Source organism: Allorhizobium sp. GW101-3B10, assembly GCF_059424725.1.
Map to the genome: position 1 here is coordinate 199,511 of NZ_JBWKZR010000002.1, position 13,547 is coordinate 213,057.

Consider the following 13,547-nt stretch of genomic DNA (forward strand, 5'->3'; position numbering starts at 1 on the left):
TGGCGGTCTCCTCCCAGTTCCGCCGCAGTAGCTGTTCCCCTCTGGAGGTCAAAGATCTCCACACTTTATGGGCCGCGGTTTACTCCGTCGGCCCTTTTTTCTTACACATCATCATCCAAAGATATCTCATCCTGGCCAGGCTGACGACCACGGTGCTGTTCTTCCTTGAGAGAAAGACTGTCGAGATAGCGCTCGCGTATCGTACGCATGTCGATGTCGCCACTGATCCAAGGATCCAGCAGAGCCATAAAGATTGGGTCCTCGTCGATTGGCGTACCACGGGACTTCGCGCGATCGATGGCGCGTTGTGCGATGGCCCTCCGGGTTGTAGGATCTGTACTCATCTTTCCTCGACTGGCACTCTTGGACGGCGGAGACGTTTATCAGCGGGTGTTCACGGTCGCGACTTGAATTTTCCCGCCATCAACAATATCTGGGCATCACTTCCCGTTCAAATAATGTCCTGCCGCCGCAATCGCTGTGGTTTTCGATGTCGTCCGGGATCTTAAAGGGCGCTCCCCTCGCGGGTCGAGCGCCCTTTTGCGTTTCTGTTTCCGGTCGAGGTTTTGCATGTCGTTCGCGCCTCGGCGTACGCGGACCGCTCTTCTAATGGAGAAACGGAAAAGAAGGAGGAGGGAAAGAACCGGTCGCCGATCGGTCCTCCTGCCGGCGCGTGCGCTCAACCGCCACCTGCGCGATCCCGGCCATTCGTTCTTCGCAGGGCTGTTAGCCCCGCTTGTCCTACGCAGCAGGGATGCTCGGTCGCAGTTGCGTCCGTCCGTCCGTTCGGCGGTCCGGGAGGTGTCTTCGAGAAAAATGAAGACAGGAAGGGCTGGCAAGGCGCCGGTCCGCAACTCTCTAGACAAGGACAAATCCCATGCAGATCATGAAGGTTGACCCGCGCGCTCTGAAGGAAAATCCCGACCGGATGCGCCAGTCGAAGTCGTCACCGCAGGCTGACGCGCTGATGCTCGCCACGATCAAGGCGGTCGGTATCGTCCAGCCGCCGGTGGTCGCGCCGGAAATCGATGGTGGCAACGGCTACATCATCGACGCCGGCCATCGCCGCGTCCGCCTCGCTATCGCCGCCGGCCTGGAAGAAATCGAAATCCTCGTGGCCGACGCCGCCAACGACAACGGCGCGATGCGCTCGATGATCGAAAACTCGGTTCGCGAGGCACTCAACCCGGTCGATCAGTGGCGCGGCATCGAACGTCTCGTTGCTCTCGGTTGGACCGAGGAAGCGATCGCCGTCGCTCTCGCCCTTCCTGTCCGCCAGATCCGCAAGCTGCGCCTCCTCGCCAATGTCCTGCCGGCCATGCTCGAGCAGATGGCTTTGGGCGACATGCCGTCCGAGCAGCAACTGCGGATCATCGCGGCCGCCGGCCAGGTCGACCAGAAAGAGGTCTGGAAAGCTAACCGCCCGAAGAAGGGTGACACCGCCGCCTGGTGGCAGATCGCGAATGCGCTCACGAAGAAGCGCATGTATGCCAAGGACGCGAGCTTCGGCGACGATCTGGCTCAAGCCTATGGGATCGAATGGGTGGAGGATCTCTTCGCACCGGCCGACGAGGACGGCCGCTACACCACCAATGTCGAAGGCTTTCTCGGCGCCCAGCATGAATGGATGACGGGCAACCTTCCGAAGCGCGGCGCGATCGTCGAGGTCAACAGCTGGGGCCAGCTGGACCTGCCGAAGAAAGCAACCCAGGTGTACGGCAAGCCGTCCAAGTCCGACCATACGGCGCTCTACCTCGATCGCGATGGCAAGGTCCAGACCGTTCATTACCGCATGCCGGAGGCTACGGAGTCGAAAGGCGCTGGCGGCAATGGATCCGCAGCCGGTAGTGATGATGGCGACACGATCACTATCTCCAAGGCCCGGCCCGATGTGACCCAGAAGGGTCATGACATGATTGGCGACTTCAGGACCGATGCTCTGCACGATGCACTCGGTCGCGCGCCGATCGAGGATGACATGCTGATGGCGCTGATGGTCCTGGCCTTCGCAGGCCAGAATGTCCGCGTCGACTCCGGCGCGGACGGGACATTCTACGGCGGCAAGCGCTTCTCGCGCCATGCGGTCGGATTGTTTGACGAGCATGGCAAGCTCGCCTTCGATCAGGACACGCTTCGGGTCGCCGCCCGCTCGGTGCTGATCGATGTGCTGTCGTGCCGGCGAGGCATGTCGAACAGTGGCATGGTCTCGCGCATCGCCGGCGAGGCGATCGGCGCCGACGAGTTTCTGCCGAACATGGGTTCGGAAGACTTCCTCTTGTGCCTGTCGCGGCAGGCACTGGAAGCCTCTTGCGCTGAGGCATCGGTCCAGCCGCGCCCGAAGGTCCGCGAAACCCGCGCAGCGCTCGTCGAGCATTTCGCAACTAAGCACTTTGTCCATCCGTCGGGCCGCTTCGCGCCCCCGGCGGACGAGCTACTCGAATGGATCCGGGCGGGTGCTGCCACGGACGTTATCGGCGCCGGGTCGCGCGACGACGGCGGTCATGCTGATGATCCCGCTGAGGACCAGGATGGGGAGTTCGACAACGCTACGAATCAGGGCGGCATGCTGGATGCAGACCGCCCCGATGACGCTGAGCTTGACGAGGGGTTCGATGAGAGGGCTGCCGCATGACCGCCGCCCTCCGGTCGAATACAGCAGCATCCACCCCCTATCGTTCGGGGGTGGAGTTTGCCACCAGCGCGGAGGGTATGCTCGTCGCCCGCATTGGCGACCTGGTCCTCGCCATGGTCACCTCACCCAGCGGCTTCGCATTTCTTGCGAGCGCCGTCGCCGTTCGTCGGCCGCTGGCAGAGCTGACGCGCGCTGACTTCATCGGGCATGATGGTCGAGTGGCTGATGAAACTGAGTTCCGAGCTCGTGTCGCCGAGACTGCTGGTCATAAATGCGATCTCGCCAGCCTCAACCGCGTGCAGACCCGCATTTCGGCGAACACCCCCTGGGGCGGATCGCAGATGGCGGTCGTGTATGCAGAGGGCGTCGTTGCCCACCTGACGTCAGGGCATGGTGGTTTCCACCTCTCGGCAGATCGCAATGCCAGGGTCCATCCTCTGCTGCGGAAGGACACGCCCTGGTACGAAGAGGACAGCGAGTGGGCGATCGTCGCGATCAGCTTTCCGGACCTGTTCACCACCTACGAGCGGTCGATGGCAGAAAAAATCTTCCGCAATACCTGGCCCGACGTCTGGGAGAAGATCCGAGGTTGCTCGCTGGCCGAGGGTGAAAGCTGGGCCAAGGATCGCCGGGCGTTCGATCAACGTCATGCGGCCGACTTCGTCGTCACGTCCGCAATCCGATCGGAACAACACGCTGGCATGACCGAGGTCGTGGCGATCGTTGGCGGGGGCTGTATCCATGGTGGAGAGGAACGCCGCTTTCTAGTGGCAAGCGACGAGTATGCCGGGCGTGGCCGGTTCGGCTTCGTCATCGATCTCGCTCGCCACGCTGAATATGATGGGCGTTCCGCCTTCATCGGCTGGGGAAGCCGGGAGCATGGGTCATGATCGACGTCCTCGCCTCGCAACCACTGGCGAAAGCAATCGGCGTTCGGCGCGAGACCCAGCGGCATCTCGACTGTCTGACCCGGCAGATAGCGGCGCGCGTGGGAAGACAGGCGACAACGGTGAGGGCGCGGCGCCGGTCCGGCCACCGTCTCCACTATCAGGAGCTTGTCGACCGCCTTGCCTTTGAACGGTGGAGCGAACTCGATGCAATCGCCCGCAGGCTGGCGATGCAATTGCAGGTCATCGGCGACTTCCAGCGTCGCGACCATGAGCGTGTGCAGCATCCGGCGAAATAGGCAGACTCGAGGTGAAAGGAGCTGGCGATATTCTTGCCCGGCTTCAATGTCGTTGGCGTAGCCGGCTTGGCCATGTGCTCATCTCTCTCTTGGCTCGGGATTGACATCGGACCCATGCCGGACTGCCCTTCGTGTTCGCTGCGGTCTGAACCGGCGGCCGGTCGGTTCAAGGCCGCTTGCGCGCCGCGGGGTGGCCGGCCCAGCCTCTCTGCGCGAGGGCAGGCTTGCGGCCTGCGCAGGTCGAGACCTGCTTGTCCGCCAAGCCTGCCCTGCTGGCTCAGCCGTGCCGGACCTGTGAAGCCGCCCGTCCCTGACCGGTTCTTGAATGCCCGCATCGAAGGGCAGACCGGCACGGGCCGGAACCGCTTCGTCAGCCAAGGAAGGAACAGACATGGCCAAGCCCTCTACTCCCAACCGCTCCAACGCCAGGTCGTCGCAATCTCGCCGCGGCACCACCCTCGAAATGGTCCGCCTCTCCTGCCCCGACGCCGTCCAGGCGCTCAAGATCGCCGAAAGCTTCGGCACGGCAGTCGTCGACAGCGATGGCATCCGCAGCCTGCATGAGCGGCTGATCGTCGAGACCGCCGACAGCCTTTCGGAAGGCTTGGGCGAGAAGGCGATGCAGATCCACCTGCAACGGATCGTCGGGGCTTTCGTCGGATCGGCGCACGGCGCCGGACAGTTCTACTCCCGCGCCGTGACCGAAGCGCGCGACGCAACGGCCAAGGCGTCGAACGACGCCCGTGACGAGGATCTCGATGGTCCGGTCGGCTATGACAGCGCCGCCCAGCGCAAGCGCGAGTTTGCGGCCGACATGGGCGTCCAGTCCCACGCGCTGCGCATGGCGGCCGAGGGGGCCGTCGCCGCCTACGAACATGTCGTCGGCGAGACCTGGAAGCCCTTTGATCGCCCGATCGAGAATCCAGGTGCATCCCTCGATCGAAAGGCGGCCGAAGCGCAGATGGCGGCGTTCGGATAACCGCGCTGGCGGGGTCACGCCCCGCCAATTCTCTCCTTTTTGCGGCTGGCGCCAACGGGCGCCGGCCTTTTTCCTGTCGATGTCAACAGCTGCGGATGCGCCGGGCGCGGCCCGTCCCGGTCGGTGGTCCTACAGGAGCCTGAAGCCCAAGCAACGGCTTTGCCGTCCTCCACGCTGTTGCGGCCGTTCCGGTGCTTGGGCCTCGATCGGCCCCTGACTTCGGACCTCCGCGACGGACCGCGACAGGCGCGGTCCTGGAAACGGAGAAAGAGGCCATGAGCAGGAATAAGGGTACCAATCGCGAAGACATTTACATGCGGATAACAGAGCGGATTGTGGAGGATCTCGAACAGGGCGTGCGCCCCTGGATGAAACCATGGTGCGCCGCCAACACGCCGGGCCGGATCTCTCGCCCTTTGCGGCACAACGGCTTGCCCTATTCAGGCATGAATGTGCTGCTCCTGTGGTCGGAAGGCATGGCGCGGGGCTTTGCCTCGCCGATGTGGATGACCTTCAAGCAGGCGCTCGAACTGGGAGGGGCTGTCCGGAAGGGTGAAACGGGCTCGACGGTTGTCTTCGCCAGTCGGTTTACCAAGGCGCAAGCCGACGAAAACGGCAATGAGGTCGATCGGGAGATCCCTTTCTTGAAGGCGTATACCGTCTTCAACATCGAGCAGATCGAGGGATTGCCCGACAGCTCTTACGCTCCACCGGTTCAGGTCCCCGATCCGGTCGAGCGGATCGAAAAGGCCGATCGCTTCTTTCGCAATACTGGCGCGGTCATCCGGCACGGTGGCCACCAGGCATACTACTCGCCTGCCATGGACTATATCCAGATGCCGCCGTTTGAGGCGTTTCGCGATGCTGCCGGATATGTGGCGGTCCTCAGCCATGAGGCCACGCACTGGACCGCGGCGCCCTCCCGCGTCGGGCGCGACCTTTCTCGCTATGCCAAGGACCGGACGGAGCGCGCACGGGAAGAGCTCGTCGCGGAACTTGGAAGCTGCTTTTTATGCGCCGATCTCGGCATCGCGCCCGAGTTGGAACCGCGGCAGGACCATGCATCCTACCTGCAATCGTGGTTGACGGTGCTTGCCGGCGACAAACGGGCCATATTCCAGGCCGCAGCCCACGCGCAGCGTGCCGTCAGCTTCCTGCACGCATTGCAGCCCGAAGGGGAGCAAGTCGCCGAGGCGGCGTGAGCACCCCCGATCAGGCGCGGTCGTCACTACCGGTGGCGGCCGACCGGTCCGCATCCTTTTGGTCCTTCAGGCCTTGCGCGATGTCGGCGTCGAGCCTCCCCCAGATCGATGGTTTCTCGGCATCGGGCTTGGTTTTGCGGGACGGTTTGCGCTCAATGATGAACGGCTTGTTCTGCTGACGCATTGATCCTCCAGACAGCGATTCGCAGCGCAACGATATCGCACCGGGCATGTGGGGCAAGCGGCGAGCCATGAGCCGGAAGGCACTGTCCCCGACCGATCTACGTGCAGACGAGGGTCTTGTCGGCATGGCGGCGCCAGATGCCGTTCGTGCCCAGGCGAGAGTGTCTGAACCGCCCTTGCCTTATTCCTTCCCGTCCAAGTCTCCGGCACCCCATCTGCGGGCTCGATGAGGCATGTCTGACCGGAGACCGGCTTTGCCTCGATCGTCCTCCCGCAACGGCAGTCTTTTAGATTTCTTACCCCGGAGACCTGCGGTCTCCTCCTCTCCCACTAACAAATCTGCGACTTGCCGTCCTCCATTTCATTGCGGCCCAATCGTCACCCCAATGCGCGAGCGCGATGGGGACTCCGGCTGGGTGCGGTCCGATCGTCCCCGGTCTTTGCGACAGCCATCGAGGCCGCGATGGGCGCGGCCCGATACACCAGAAAAGGAATAGGACAATGGCAACCATCGGCACCTTCACCTCCACCGAAAACGGCTTCAACGGCTCGATCCGCACCCTCGCCCTCAACGTCAAGGCCCGCATCGCCCGCGTCGAGAGCGCCTCCGACAAGGGCCCGCACTTCCGCATCTATGCCGGCAATGTCGAACTCGGCGCCGCCTGGCAGAAGACATCCGAGCAGGGCCGCGACTATCTCTCGGTCAAGCTCGACGACCCGAGCTTCCCGGCTCCGATCTACGCAACGCTTGCCGAGGTGGAAGGCGAAGACGGCTACCAGCTGATCTGGTCCCGCCCCAACCGGGACTAAAGGTTCCGTGAGGCTCCGCCACCGGCGGGGCCTCTTCTCCGCCCGAGAAAGCCAAGCCAGTCCCGGCGTCGAGCCAGGACTGGCTTTTCTGGTGCCATGCGGAGAGCGGGGAAGCTGCTCAGAATGAGCGATAGTACCAAGCGGAATGCCGTCCTCAAGGATGAGCGGTTCCCCCAATTTCCTCCCGCAGCCTTTGGCTGCCCTGGAAATCGGCTCCCCCACTCCCCGGCTATGCCGGTCGCTATGGCGATCCCTGACCCCGCCATCCCCCAGCTCGGAACCGCGGGTCATCTTTCACAAACGTCAAGGAGACGAAGATGATCTATGCAATCGAAATCCAGATCGAGGAACTGCGGGCCGAACTGCGCAATGCCATTGATGGCGCCGAGTGCCGCCAGATCGAATGTGAGCCCGAACTGGCGGAGGCGGAGCGGGCCGTGGCAATCGCGGAACAGGACGGTCGCATTGACGCCGAGCCGCCCTTCTAAGGGCGGTAGATCATTCGCGGCGGAGAGGCCGCCAACGAGCAGTGGCGTCAGGCCGCGCTGCGATGCACCGGCTTCTAATCTATAGTGGTTATCGCCAACGGGAGTGGTGCAGCACGGTCTCTTGGCAGCAGGATTCCACGCATCCTGTCCGTACATAGGGTACGTCATATTCAGCGTTTACAGCAATGCTGTATATGCTGTAATTGTTGACGGTGATGCTATATGTCAGGTCCACTATGGTTTCAGCAAGGACAAGAGCAAATGACGAACAGGACGGGTTCCTACACGACAAGTGACCTCTCCCGGAAGTCCGGCGACATCATCGCCGAGGCCTTGCGCCGTCCGGTTACCATTACTCAACGCAACAAGCCGCGGCTGGTTCTGCTGAATATCGAGGACTACGAGCGCCTGATGCGCCAGTCCGATATGCGCGCTGTCGGCACGATTGAGACCATGTCCGACGCATTGCTTGCCGATTTTGAAGGCGCTGTAGACGCTTATGCCGACAGTGACGAGACAAGCCGATGAGCGGATATGATGAAATCCAGGCAGCAGCGGTCATCCGTTAACCCTATCTATGGAGTCGCGAAGCGGACACTGGGAAACGGAGGGCGCAAGAACCGACCGGTGGCAGTCGGCGTCCGGATAGCGCGAGCGGACGGGGATCTCGTATTATTCTTTCCCATCACGACGAAGCAGCCGGAGCCAAACCGGTTCGCAGTGGAAATACCAGCTATTGAAAAACGCCGCGCCGGCCTCGATGTCGACTTGCGTCTCTGGATCATTCTCGACGAGTTCAATAGCGACATTATCGGCCGGTCATTCTACCTTGAACCTGAACCGCCGATCGGCCGCTTCAGCAAGGCATTCTTCCTGCCGCTCCTGAAGGAGTTCATCGCCCGCCGGAGGTCTTCTGCCGAGGTCAGCCGTTCGAGATAGCGCCGTCTCGCAACGCGGCCACCAGCAGCGGTAGCCGCGGGCCTTCTTCTGTCGCGTAATATCCAGAAAGAGCTTCACTGCGTCACCTTCAGTCTTGAAGTGATGTTCCATGCACTGCCCGGATGTTCCGATCCTTCCCCATCGTCGTGTGAGGCACGCGTCCCCGAACAGGGTTTCCGAAATCTCCATGGCGTAGAAGCGGGCCATGTTCTTCGTCGGATCCTTGCGCTCGATGTAGAGATGATAGGTCTGGCAGATCATGTGGACAAGAATCGTTCATCGCGCCCATCACGTCCAACGACACTTATGAATCGGTTGCACGCCGTCGATTCATGTTCGTGATGGAATGGGCCGGACGCAATGCGGAGTACGGCATGACGAGGGCATTGCCGGCGCTCGGTCGCGTTCCAGCCGGGCCTTGTCTGCGGACGTCTCCGGGCCAGGCGGAGTGGTATAATGGCTTGAGGAAGATCGCCAGCACCAGCCGCGCCGTGCGCCGTCCCATCGCCTCGCCAGCCCTTCCCGCAATCAGCACCTCGCCGAGGGAGTGTCCTTCTCGCAAGACGGTTCGAAGCTTTCGTCCATATCCGTCTTCATCGCGCAGGCCCGTCGAAAGCGAGAAGCTCCCGGCGTTCGGAAGGGCCAGAAGCCGGGCATTCGCCGCCTCCCCCCTTGACCCGTTCCGCCTCGCACCGGAGCGGGCTCAGCTCCGGCGTGTCAGTGCCGGCAATCTGGATCTTCTGCCCCCGGGACCAGAAGGTATCACCGTCCACCACACAATCGCTATCATTCAACCCATTATGATGGGTTGAATAATTTGAAAACATGCATTAAATGATCCATCAAAGGGGTCCATTAATGCACCTGACACTCCAAACCCATTTTGACGGTGAGTGGCATCACGCCGCGACACTGGAAATCAAGGACGACGCGGCCGGATTCCAGGGCGCGTCGATCGTCGACTACGATCTCGATTATTTCGTCACTGTGGCATCAGCGGAGTTTGCGGCCCGAAAGACGGTCCGCGACCATCGCGCCTTGTCGGTCCGATATCCCGTTGATCTCGAAAATCGATATAGCCGCAGCTGGCCGCCGTTCCTCCTGGATCTCATGCCCCAGGGACATGCAAGACGAAAGCTTGCCGATCACCTCGGCCTTGCGGAAGGCTCGCGCGCTTCCGATCTCCCGTTGCTTCTGCGATCGGCGGCGGGCGGCATTGGCAATATCCGCATCAAGGAAGCAGCAGAGGCCGAAACGGAACGGCTGCGGGGTGTTGAGCGCCAAGGGGTGACGGAAGCGGAAATCCTCGAGCGGTCGGATCGCTTCATGGAAGTCGCTGACCGCTTTGGAATGCTTGCCTCCGGCTCCAGCGGTCTGCAAGGCGAATGGCCGAAGGTCTCCATGACGCAGGCGAATGACGGGCTCTATTATCCCGACAGCTTCGTCACCGATGATGAGGCCGTGCGCCACGTCATCGTCAAGCTGGTACGCAGCAACGAGCCTGTGGACCGCCTGATCCTCGAAGGCGAAGCCCTCTATTCGCGGATCGCTCAAGAGATCGGTCTGAATGTCAGCGAACCGTCGACCTATGCCGAAGGCGTCCTGATCATTCCCCGTTTCGACCGGAAGAAGAGAGAAGGCGACGGAACTATCCGCCTGGGCCAGGAAAGCCTCGTATCCGCGATCGGCGTTGCCGATTTCGGCCATGTCGGCACCCATGAAGCCTATATCGACGTTCTGCGCCAATATTCGGCCGATCCCTTCTCGGACATAGCCGAATACCTGAAGCGCGACATCGCCAATCTGGCACTGGGCAATCCCGACAATCACGGCCGAAATTCGGCTCTCAGCAAGCACCAGGACGGCACGATCCGTCTATCTCCGCTCTTTGATTTCGCACCCATGCGATTGGCTAAAGAGGGGATCGTCCGCTCCACCCGATGGGCGATGATGCGTGACGGTGGTCGCGATCATCTTCCCGATTGGACGAGCATTTGCGCCGAACTGATGCCTGGTCCTGTTGAGCGGAAGGCTCTTGCGGCCGCACTTTGTGAGTTCGCCGAACGCCTGCAGCAGGTGCCGGACAAAGCGAAAGACATGGGCGCGCCTCGCGAAATTCTGGAGCGTGCAATGGGACGCTGCACCGAAATCGCGGATAGCGTTCTGGCGGCGCGCTCCTGATGCCGGAGGACAGCTGAATGGCTCGCTGGAAGAAACCGACGAAAGACGAGATCCTCGAAAACCGGCGAACACTGGCGGAGCGTGCTCGAACGGGTGACTTAAGGCTGCCTGGAGCCGTTTCAGATATCCGAAAAGGTTTCGGCATGACCCAGGAGGAGTTCGCCAAAACGCTTGGGCTCTCCAGGCGCCAAGTTGCGGAACTGGAAGCGGGAACGGCCAATCCCACCCTGGAAACTTTAGAGAAGATTGGTCGGCTATTCGGGTTCGGGGTTGGTTTTGTCCCCAAGAATGCCCAGGCGGACCGGACAAACTAATCATTGTTAAAGCTCCGCGAGCCCTTTGGCGAATTGGTTGGTTCCAGCACTACCCGTTGATTTTTAGCCTTGTCGCCCGCCGGGAGATGAAATCTCAATCAGGCATCCCTGCGTTCGAAGAACGTGAATTGCTTTTCCGATCTGAGCGGTTGGCTTTCCGGTGCCCCTTTCACAGCAAGGGATGCCGAAAGCTGATCTGCAGCCTGCGTGGAAACAAACGCAACGTGCCGGTCGACGGGACCGGCTCGACCCACCGTCGCGTACCCGGCAAGGGCAATAATCAGCATCAAGACCAACTGCAGCGGGTTGGCCTTGCCGAAGCGCGCAGCACCGGTGCCGCCGGCCCTCGATTTTGAGAACCGGCGGGTCGCTCGTGGCTGGAAGCGCCCACCACGGCGTGGACGGACACCGTCTTCGCGGTGCAACCCTGTTCTCCCGCACTGGCGGGCAGCATAATTGCCGATCCCTTCGATCCGGATTAATCGGAGCTCCTCGAATTTACCCTATCCAGACGCGAGGCGGGCTTTTGGAACCGGTTCAACCGACACAGGCCTTCATGTCCTCACGTCTGAACCAGATGGCGCGGCCGCAGCGCAGCGGCGGATTGCCGGCGGTAAACACGATCTGTTCGTCGGTACGCATGCGCAAGACCTCGTAAGGCTGGATCAGAGGCCTCGCTGCAAGCTGCTTCGAGCGTGTTCTGGACGATCCCCTCGGCTGGGAACTGCGGCTGATCTGGTCGATCTCCACCGTGGTCGTCCCGCAGCGGCGCGAGATGTAATCGGCAGTCTCGGGGTCGTTGATCGCGGCGAACGAGATCCAGCTTGCGCTCTCGAACCATTTGCTTGCGGCGTCGCGGCCGCCATAGGTTTCGCGCATCTGCCCGATCGACTGATAGATCATGGTGAGCGTGATGCCGTATTTGCGACCGGCGTCGCGGGCGGTCTCCAGGACCCGCATATAGCCGAGGCGCGCGACCTCATCGAGGAGAAACAGCGCGCGGGCTTCGACAGCGCCGTCGCGATTGTAGATCGCGTTGAGTAGCGAACCGATGATGACCCGCGCCAGACCCGAATGGGTTTCGAGGGTCTTGAGATCAATATTGATGAACACGTCGGTATTGCCGCTCGCCAGCGCTTGCGTTTTGAAGCTCGACCCGGAAACCAGCGCCGCATAGTTCGGATAGGACAGCCAGTGCGTTTCCTTGATCACATTGGCATAGACGCCGCTGAAGGTCTCGGGTGTCATGTTGACGAAAGTGGCAACATTCTGCTGGACGAACTCGGAGCCCGAATTCGCGTAGATGTCCTGAAGCCGCCGGCGCAACTGCTTCTCTGGCTCGGAGAGATTGGTGCGGACCTGCCGCAAAGTCTGGTTTTCCTCTGTCGTTTGGCCCGACAGGCAGACATCGGCGATCATCGCCGTGAGCAGTTGCAAAGCAGATGCTCGAAAGAAGTCGTCGCGCACGCCGGTCGCACGCCCGCTGTCACTCATGATCCATGAGGCAACGGCGGCAATGTCTTCTTCCTTCGTTCCGCCGCAACTGCCGATCCAGTCGAGAGCATTGAAGCCGGACTGCGGTTGCTTCGGATCGAGGATATGGATCGCCCTGTCGGCTTGTCCGCGATGGCCGGAAACCATCGGGGCGACTTCATTCGATGGATCGAGCACGACGAGCGTCCCGCCCCATTTGAGCGCGGTGGGGATCGTCACCGAGGTCGTCTTGAACCCGCCGGAGCCGGCAAAGACGATCCCGTGGGAGGAACCGAACGACCCGTCAAAGCAGAGCAGCGGCGAGCGGCCGCCAAGCCCCCATGTCTGCGCCCGATCGCTGCGAAAGGATTGCGCCGCCGCGTCATCCCGGTCGACACGATAGCGCTCGCCAATGACGATCCCGCCCGATGCCGGAAAAAGCCCGGCCGCCTCTTGCATCGACATCCATTCGGCTTCTCCATGCAGCGCCCGCCGGCCGCGGATGCGCTTCGGCTCCGCCTTAACGAATGCCGCATTGCCGATGATGGCGACACGCAGGGCAAAGCACCCCGCCATCAGGACCGCTGCTGCGCCGATCAAGCTTGCCCAATCGATTTGGGTAGAAACGGCGCTTGCCGTCGGCGCCGATGCCGAAGAGCCGATGAGATGCAATGTGGCGCGCATGGCTGCGATCGATATGACGGCGACCGCCCCTGTGACGACACCCCAACCAACCCACCTGATTTGGCCCGACCCGGCGCCGGCAAACAGGAAGGCGGTGCCGCTGCCGGCGGCAAGGATGTAAGGTAAGGTGACCCCTGCGCGACCGAGCAGGCGACGTGCAGCCTCCGTCTTGCCGAAGCTGACAAGCCATTGTTCGATCCCGCCCAGGCCCATGGTGATGAGCACCATCAGCACAAACGGTGCGATGACGAGTGCGATCCTACTCGCCTTCATCGCCGAACGCCTTCACACCGATCATCGTCAGACGGGTCCTTTCGTGCTCGTCGGATTTCAGGAGGTGGCTGAGCTCGACCAGGGCGCCGAGCAGGACCGCGCGTTTTTCAAAGCGCAGGCCGGCTTTGACGATCAGTCCGCCGAGCGCGATCTTCTCGCGGGTATCTTGTCTGCGGGCGTCGGATGAGATGGTTCGGGCCATG

General features: G+C 61.8%; 15 protein-coding genes and 3 pseudogenes. 11 read left to right on the forward strand and 7 right to left on the reverse strand.

Annotated elements, in window-relative coordinates; all coding sequences use genetic code 11:
- Positions 1-101 precede the first annotated feature (101 nt).
- Positions 102-344: a hypothetical protein gene (locus AC07Y0_RS25150; protein WP_498680490.1), complete on the reverse strand. Its 243-nt coding sequence runs from the start codon at positions 342-344 to the stop codon at positions 102-104.
- Between the two features lie 533 nt (positions 345-877).
- Here AC07Y0_RS25150 and AC07Y0_RS25155 point away from each other — a divergent pair.
- From AC07Y0_RS25155 to AC07Y0_RS25175, 5 genes are all read left to right on the forward strand, one after another.
- On the forward strand, positions 878-2,632 hold the full coding sequence (locus tag AC07Y0_RS25155) for a ParB N-terminal domain-containing protein (RefSeq protein ID WP_498680491.1): 1,755 nt from the start codon (positions 878-880) through the stop codon (positions 2,630-2,632).
- A complete protein-coding gene (locus AC07Y0_RS25160; protein WP_498680492.1) occupies positions 2,629-3,522 on the forward strand; it encodes a DUF7007 domain-containing protein in 894 nt (297 codons plus the stop codon). The genes AC07Y0_RS25155 and AC07Y0_RS25160 overlap by 4 nt, the downstream gene beginning before the upstream one ends.
- A complete protein-coding gene (locus tag AC07Y0_RS25165; RefSeq protein ID WP_028737631.1) occupies positions 3,519-3,818 on the forward strand; it encodes a hypothetical protein in 300 nt (99 codons plus the stop codon). The genes AC07Y0_RS25160 and AC07Y0_RS25165 overlap by 4 nt, the downstream gene beginning before the upstream one ends.
- 391 nt (positions 3,819-4,209) lie before the next feature.
- Positions 4,210-4,797: a hypothetical protein gene (locus tag AC07Y0_RS25170; RefSeq protein WP_498680493.1), complete on the forward strand. Its 588-nt coding sequence runs from the start codon at positions 4,210-4,212 to the stop codon at positions 4,795-4,797.
- Positions 4,798-5,072: 275 nt separating this feature from the next.
- A complete protein-coding gene (locus tag AC07Y0_RS25175; protein ID WP_498680494.1) occupies positions 5,073-5,999 on the forward strand; it encodes an ArdC family protein in 927 nt (308 codons plus the stop codon).
- A gap of 10 nt (positions 6,000-6,009) precedes the next feature.
- Here AC07Y0_RS25175 and AC07Y0_RS25180 read toward each other — a convergent pair whose 3' ends face one another.
- Complete coding sequence (locus AC07Y0_RS25180; RefSeq protein ID WP_498680495.1) at positions 6,010-6,183, reverse strand: hypothetical protein; 174 nt, start codon at positions 6,181-6,183, stop codon at positions 6,010-6,012.
- 500 nt (positions 6,184-6,683) lie between these two features.
- On the opposite strand from AC07Y0_RS25180, the gene AC07Y0_RS25185 reads away from it, so the two are divergent.
- The 4 genes and pseudogenes from AC07Y0_RS25185 to AC07Y0_RS25200 all read left to right on the forward strand — a co-directional run bounded on the left by AC07Y0_RS25185 (position 6,684) and on the right by AC07Y0_RS25200 (position 8,419).
- Positions 6,684-6,992 carry a DUF736 domain-containing protein gene (locus tag AC07Y0_RS25185; protein WP_028737634.1) on the forward strand — a complete coding sequence of 103 codons (309 nt, stop codon included), beginning with the start codon at positions 6,684-6,686 and terminating at the stop codon, positions 6,990-6,992.
- A gap of 317 nt (positions 6,993-7,309) precedes the next feature.
- On the forward strand, positions 7,310-7,480 hold the full coding sequence (locus AC07Y0_RS25190) for a hypothetical protein (protein ID WP_498680496.1): 171 nt from the start codon (positions 7,310-7,312) through the stop codon (positions 7,478-7,480).
- Positions 7,481-7,741: 261 nt separating this feature from the next.
- Positions 7,742-8,008, forward strand: a complete 267-nt coding sequence (locus AC07Y0_RS25195) for a type II toxin-antitoxin system prevent-host-death family antitoxin (RefSeq protein ID WP_498680497.1) — start codon at positions 7,742-7,744, stop codon at positions 8,006-8,008.
- Positions 8,005-8,419 (forward strand): annotated as a pseudogene (locus AC07Y0_RS25200) (hypothetical protein). Before AC07Y0_RS25195 ends, AC07Y0_RS25200 begins: the two are co-directional and overlap by 4 nt.
- A gap of 27 nt (positions 8,420-8,446) precedes the next feature.
- Here AC07Y0_RS25200 and AC07Y0_RS25205 read toward each other — a convergent pair.
- Both AC07Y0_RS25205 and AC07Y0_RS25210 read right to left on the reverse strand, forming a co-directional pair.
- Positions 8,447-8,680: pseudogene (locus AC07Y0_RS25205) on the reverse strand (WGR domain-containing protein); the annotation flags it as partial.
- 216 nt (positions 8,681-8,896) lie between these two features.
- Positions 8,897-9,201 (reverse strand): annotated as a pseudogene (locus AC07Y0_RS25210) (thermonuclease family protein); the annotation flags it as partial.
- A 76-nt stretch (positions 9,202-9,277) separates the two neighbouring features.
- Here AC07Y0_RS25210 and AC07Y0_RS25215 point away from each other — a divergent pair.
- Both AC07Y0_RS25215 and AC07Y0_RS25220 read left to right on the forward strand, forming a co-directional pair.
- On the forward strand, positions 9,278-10,600 hold the full coding sequence (locus AC07Y0_RS25215; RefSeq protein WP_498680498.1) for a type II toxin-antitoxin system HipA family toxin: 1,323 nt from the start codon (positions 9,278-9,280) through the stop codon (positions 10,598-10,600).
- Between the two features lie 17 nt (positions 10,601-10,617).
- On the forward strand, positions 10,618-10,914 hold the full coding sequence (locus AC07Y0_RS25220) for a helix-turn-helix transcriptional regulator (RefSeq protein WP_028737638.1): 297 nt from the start codon (positions 10,618-10,620) through the stop codon (positions 10,912-10,914).
- 98 nt (positions 10,915-11,012) lie between these two features.
- On the opposite strand, the gene AC07Y0_RS25225 is transcribed toward AC07Y0_RS25220, so the two are convergent.
- The 3 genes from AC07Y0_RS25225 to traD form a co-directional block, all read right to left on the reverse strand.
- Positions 11,013-11,339: a hypothetical protein gene (locus AC07Y0_RS25225; RefSeq protein ID WP_498680499.1), complete on the reverse strand. Its 327-nt coding sequence runs from the start codon at positions 11,337-11,339 to the stop codon at positions 11,013-11,015.
- 112 nt (positions 11,340-11,451) lie between these two features.
- Complete coding sequence (traG, locus tag AC07Y0_RS25230) at positions 11,452-13,344, reverse strand: Ti-type conjugative transfer system protein TraG (RefSeq protein WP_498680500.1); 1,893 nt, start codon at positions 13,342-13,344, stop codon at positions 11,452-11,454.
- Positions 13,331-13,546, reverse strand: a complete 216-nt coding sequence (traD, locus tag AC07Y0_RS25235) for a type IV conjugative transfer system coupling protein TraD (protein WP_498680501.1) — start codon at positions 13,544-13,546, stop codon at positions 13,331-13,333. Before traD ends, traG begins: the two co-directional genes overlap by 14 nt.
- Position 13,547 lies beyond the last annotated feature (1 nt).

Bases quoted from the DNA above. Each gene is read 5' to 3' on its own strand.
- AC07Y0_RS25150 (WP_498680490.1), bottom strand. From the start codon at position 344: ATGAGTACAGATCCTACAACCCGGAGGGCCATCGCACAACGCGCCATC.
- AC07Y0_RS25155 (WP_498680491.1), top strand. From the start codon at position 878: ATGCAGATCATGAAGGTTGACCCGCGCGCTCTGAAGGAAAATCCCGAC.
- AC07Y0_RS25160 (WP_498680492.1), top strand. From the start codon at position 2,629: ATGACCGCCGCCCTCCGGTCGAATACAGCAGCATCCACCCCCTATCGT.
- AC07Y0_RS25165 (WP_028737631.1), top strand. From the start codon at position 3,519: ATGATCGACGTCCTCGCCTCGCAACCACTGGCGAAAGCAATCGGCGTT.
- AC07Y0_RS25170 (WP_498680493.1), top strand. From the start codon at position 4,210: ATGGCCAAGCCCTCTACTCCCAACCGCTCCAACGCCAGGTCGTCGCAA.
- AC07Y0_RS25175 (WP_498680494.1), top strand. From the start codon at position 5,073: ATGAGCAGGAATAAGGGTACCAATCGCGAAGACATTTACATGCGGATA.
- AC07Y0_RS25180 (WP_498680495.1), bottom strand. From the start codon at position 6,183: ATGCGTCAGCAGAACAAGCCGTTCATCATTGAGCGCAAACCGTCCCGC.
- AC07Y0_RS25185 (WP_028737634.1), top strand. From the start codon at position 6,684: ATGGCAACCATCGGCACCTTCACCTCCACCGAAAACGGCTTCAACGGC.
- AC07Y0_RS25190 (WP_498680496.1), top strand. From the start codon at position 7,310: ATGATCTATGCAATCGAAATCCAGATCGAGGAACTGCGGGCCGAACTG.
- AC07Y0_RS25195 (WP_498680497.1), top strand. From the start codon at position 7,742: ATGACGAACAGGACGGGTTCCTACACGACAAGTGACCTCTCCCGGAAG.
- AC07Y0_RS25215 (WP_498680498.1), top strand. From the start codon at position 9,278: ATGCACCTGACACTCCAAACCCATTTTGACGGTGAGTGGCATCACGCC.
- AC07Y0_RS25220 (WP_028737638.1), top strand. From the start codon at position 10,618: ATGGCTCGCTGGAAGAAACCGACGAAAGACGAGATCCTCGAAAACCGG.
- traG (WP_498680500.1), bottom strand. From the start codon at position 13,344: ATGAAGGCGAGTAGGATCGCACTCGTCATCGCACCGTTTGTGCTGATG.
- traD (WP_498680501.1), bottom strand. From the start codon at position 13,546: ATGGCCCGAACCATCTCATCCGACGCCCGCAGACAAGATACCCGCGAG.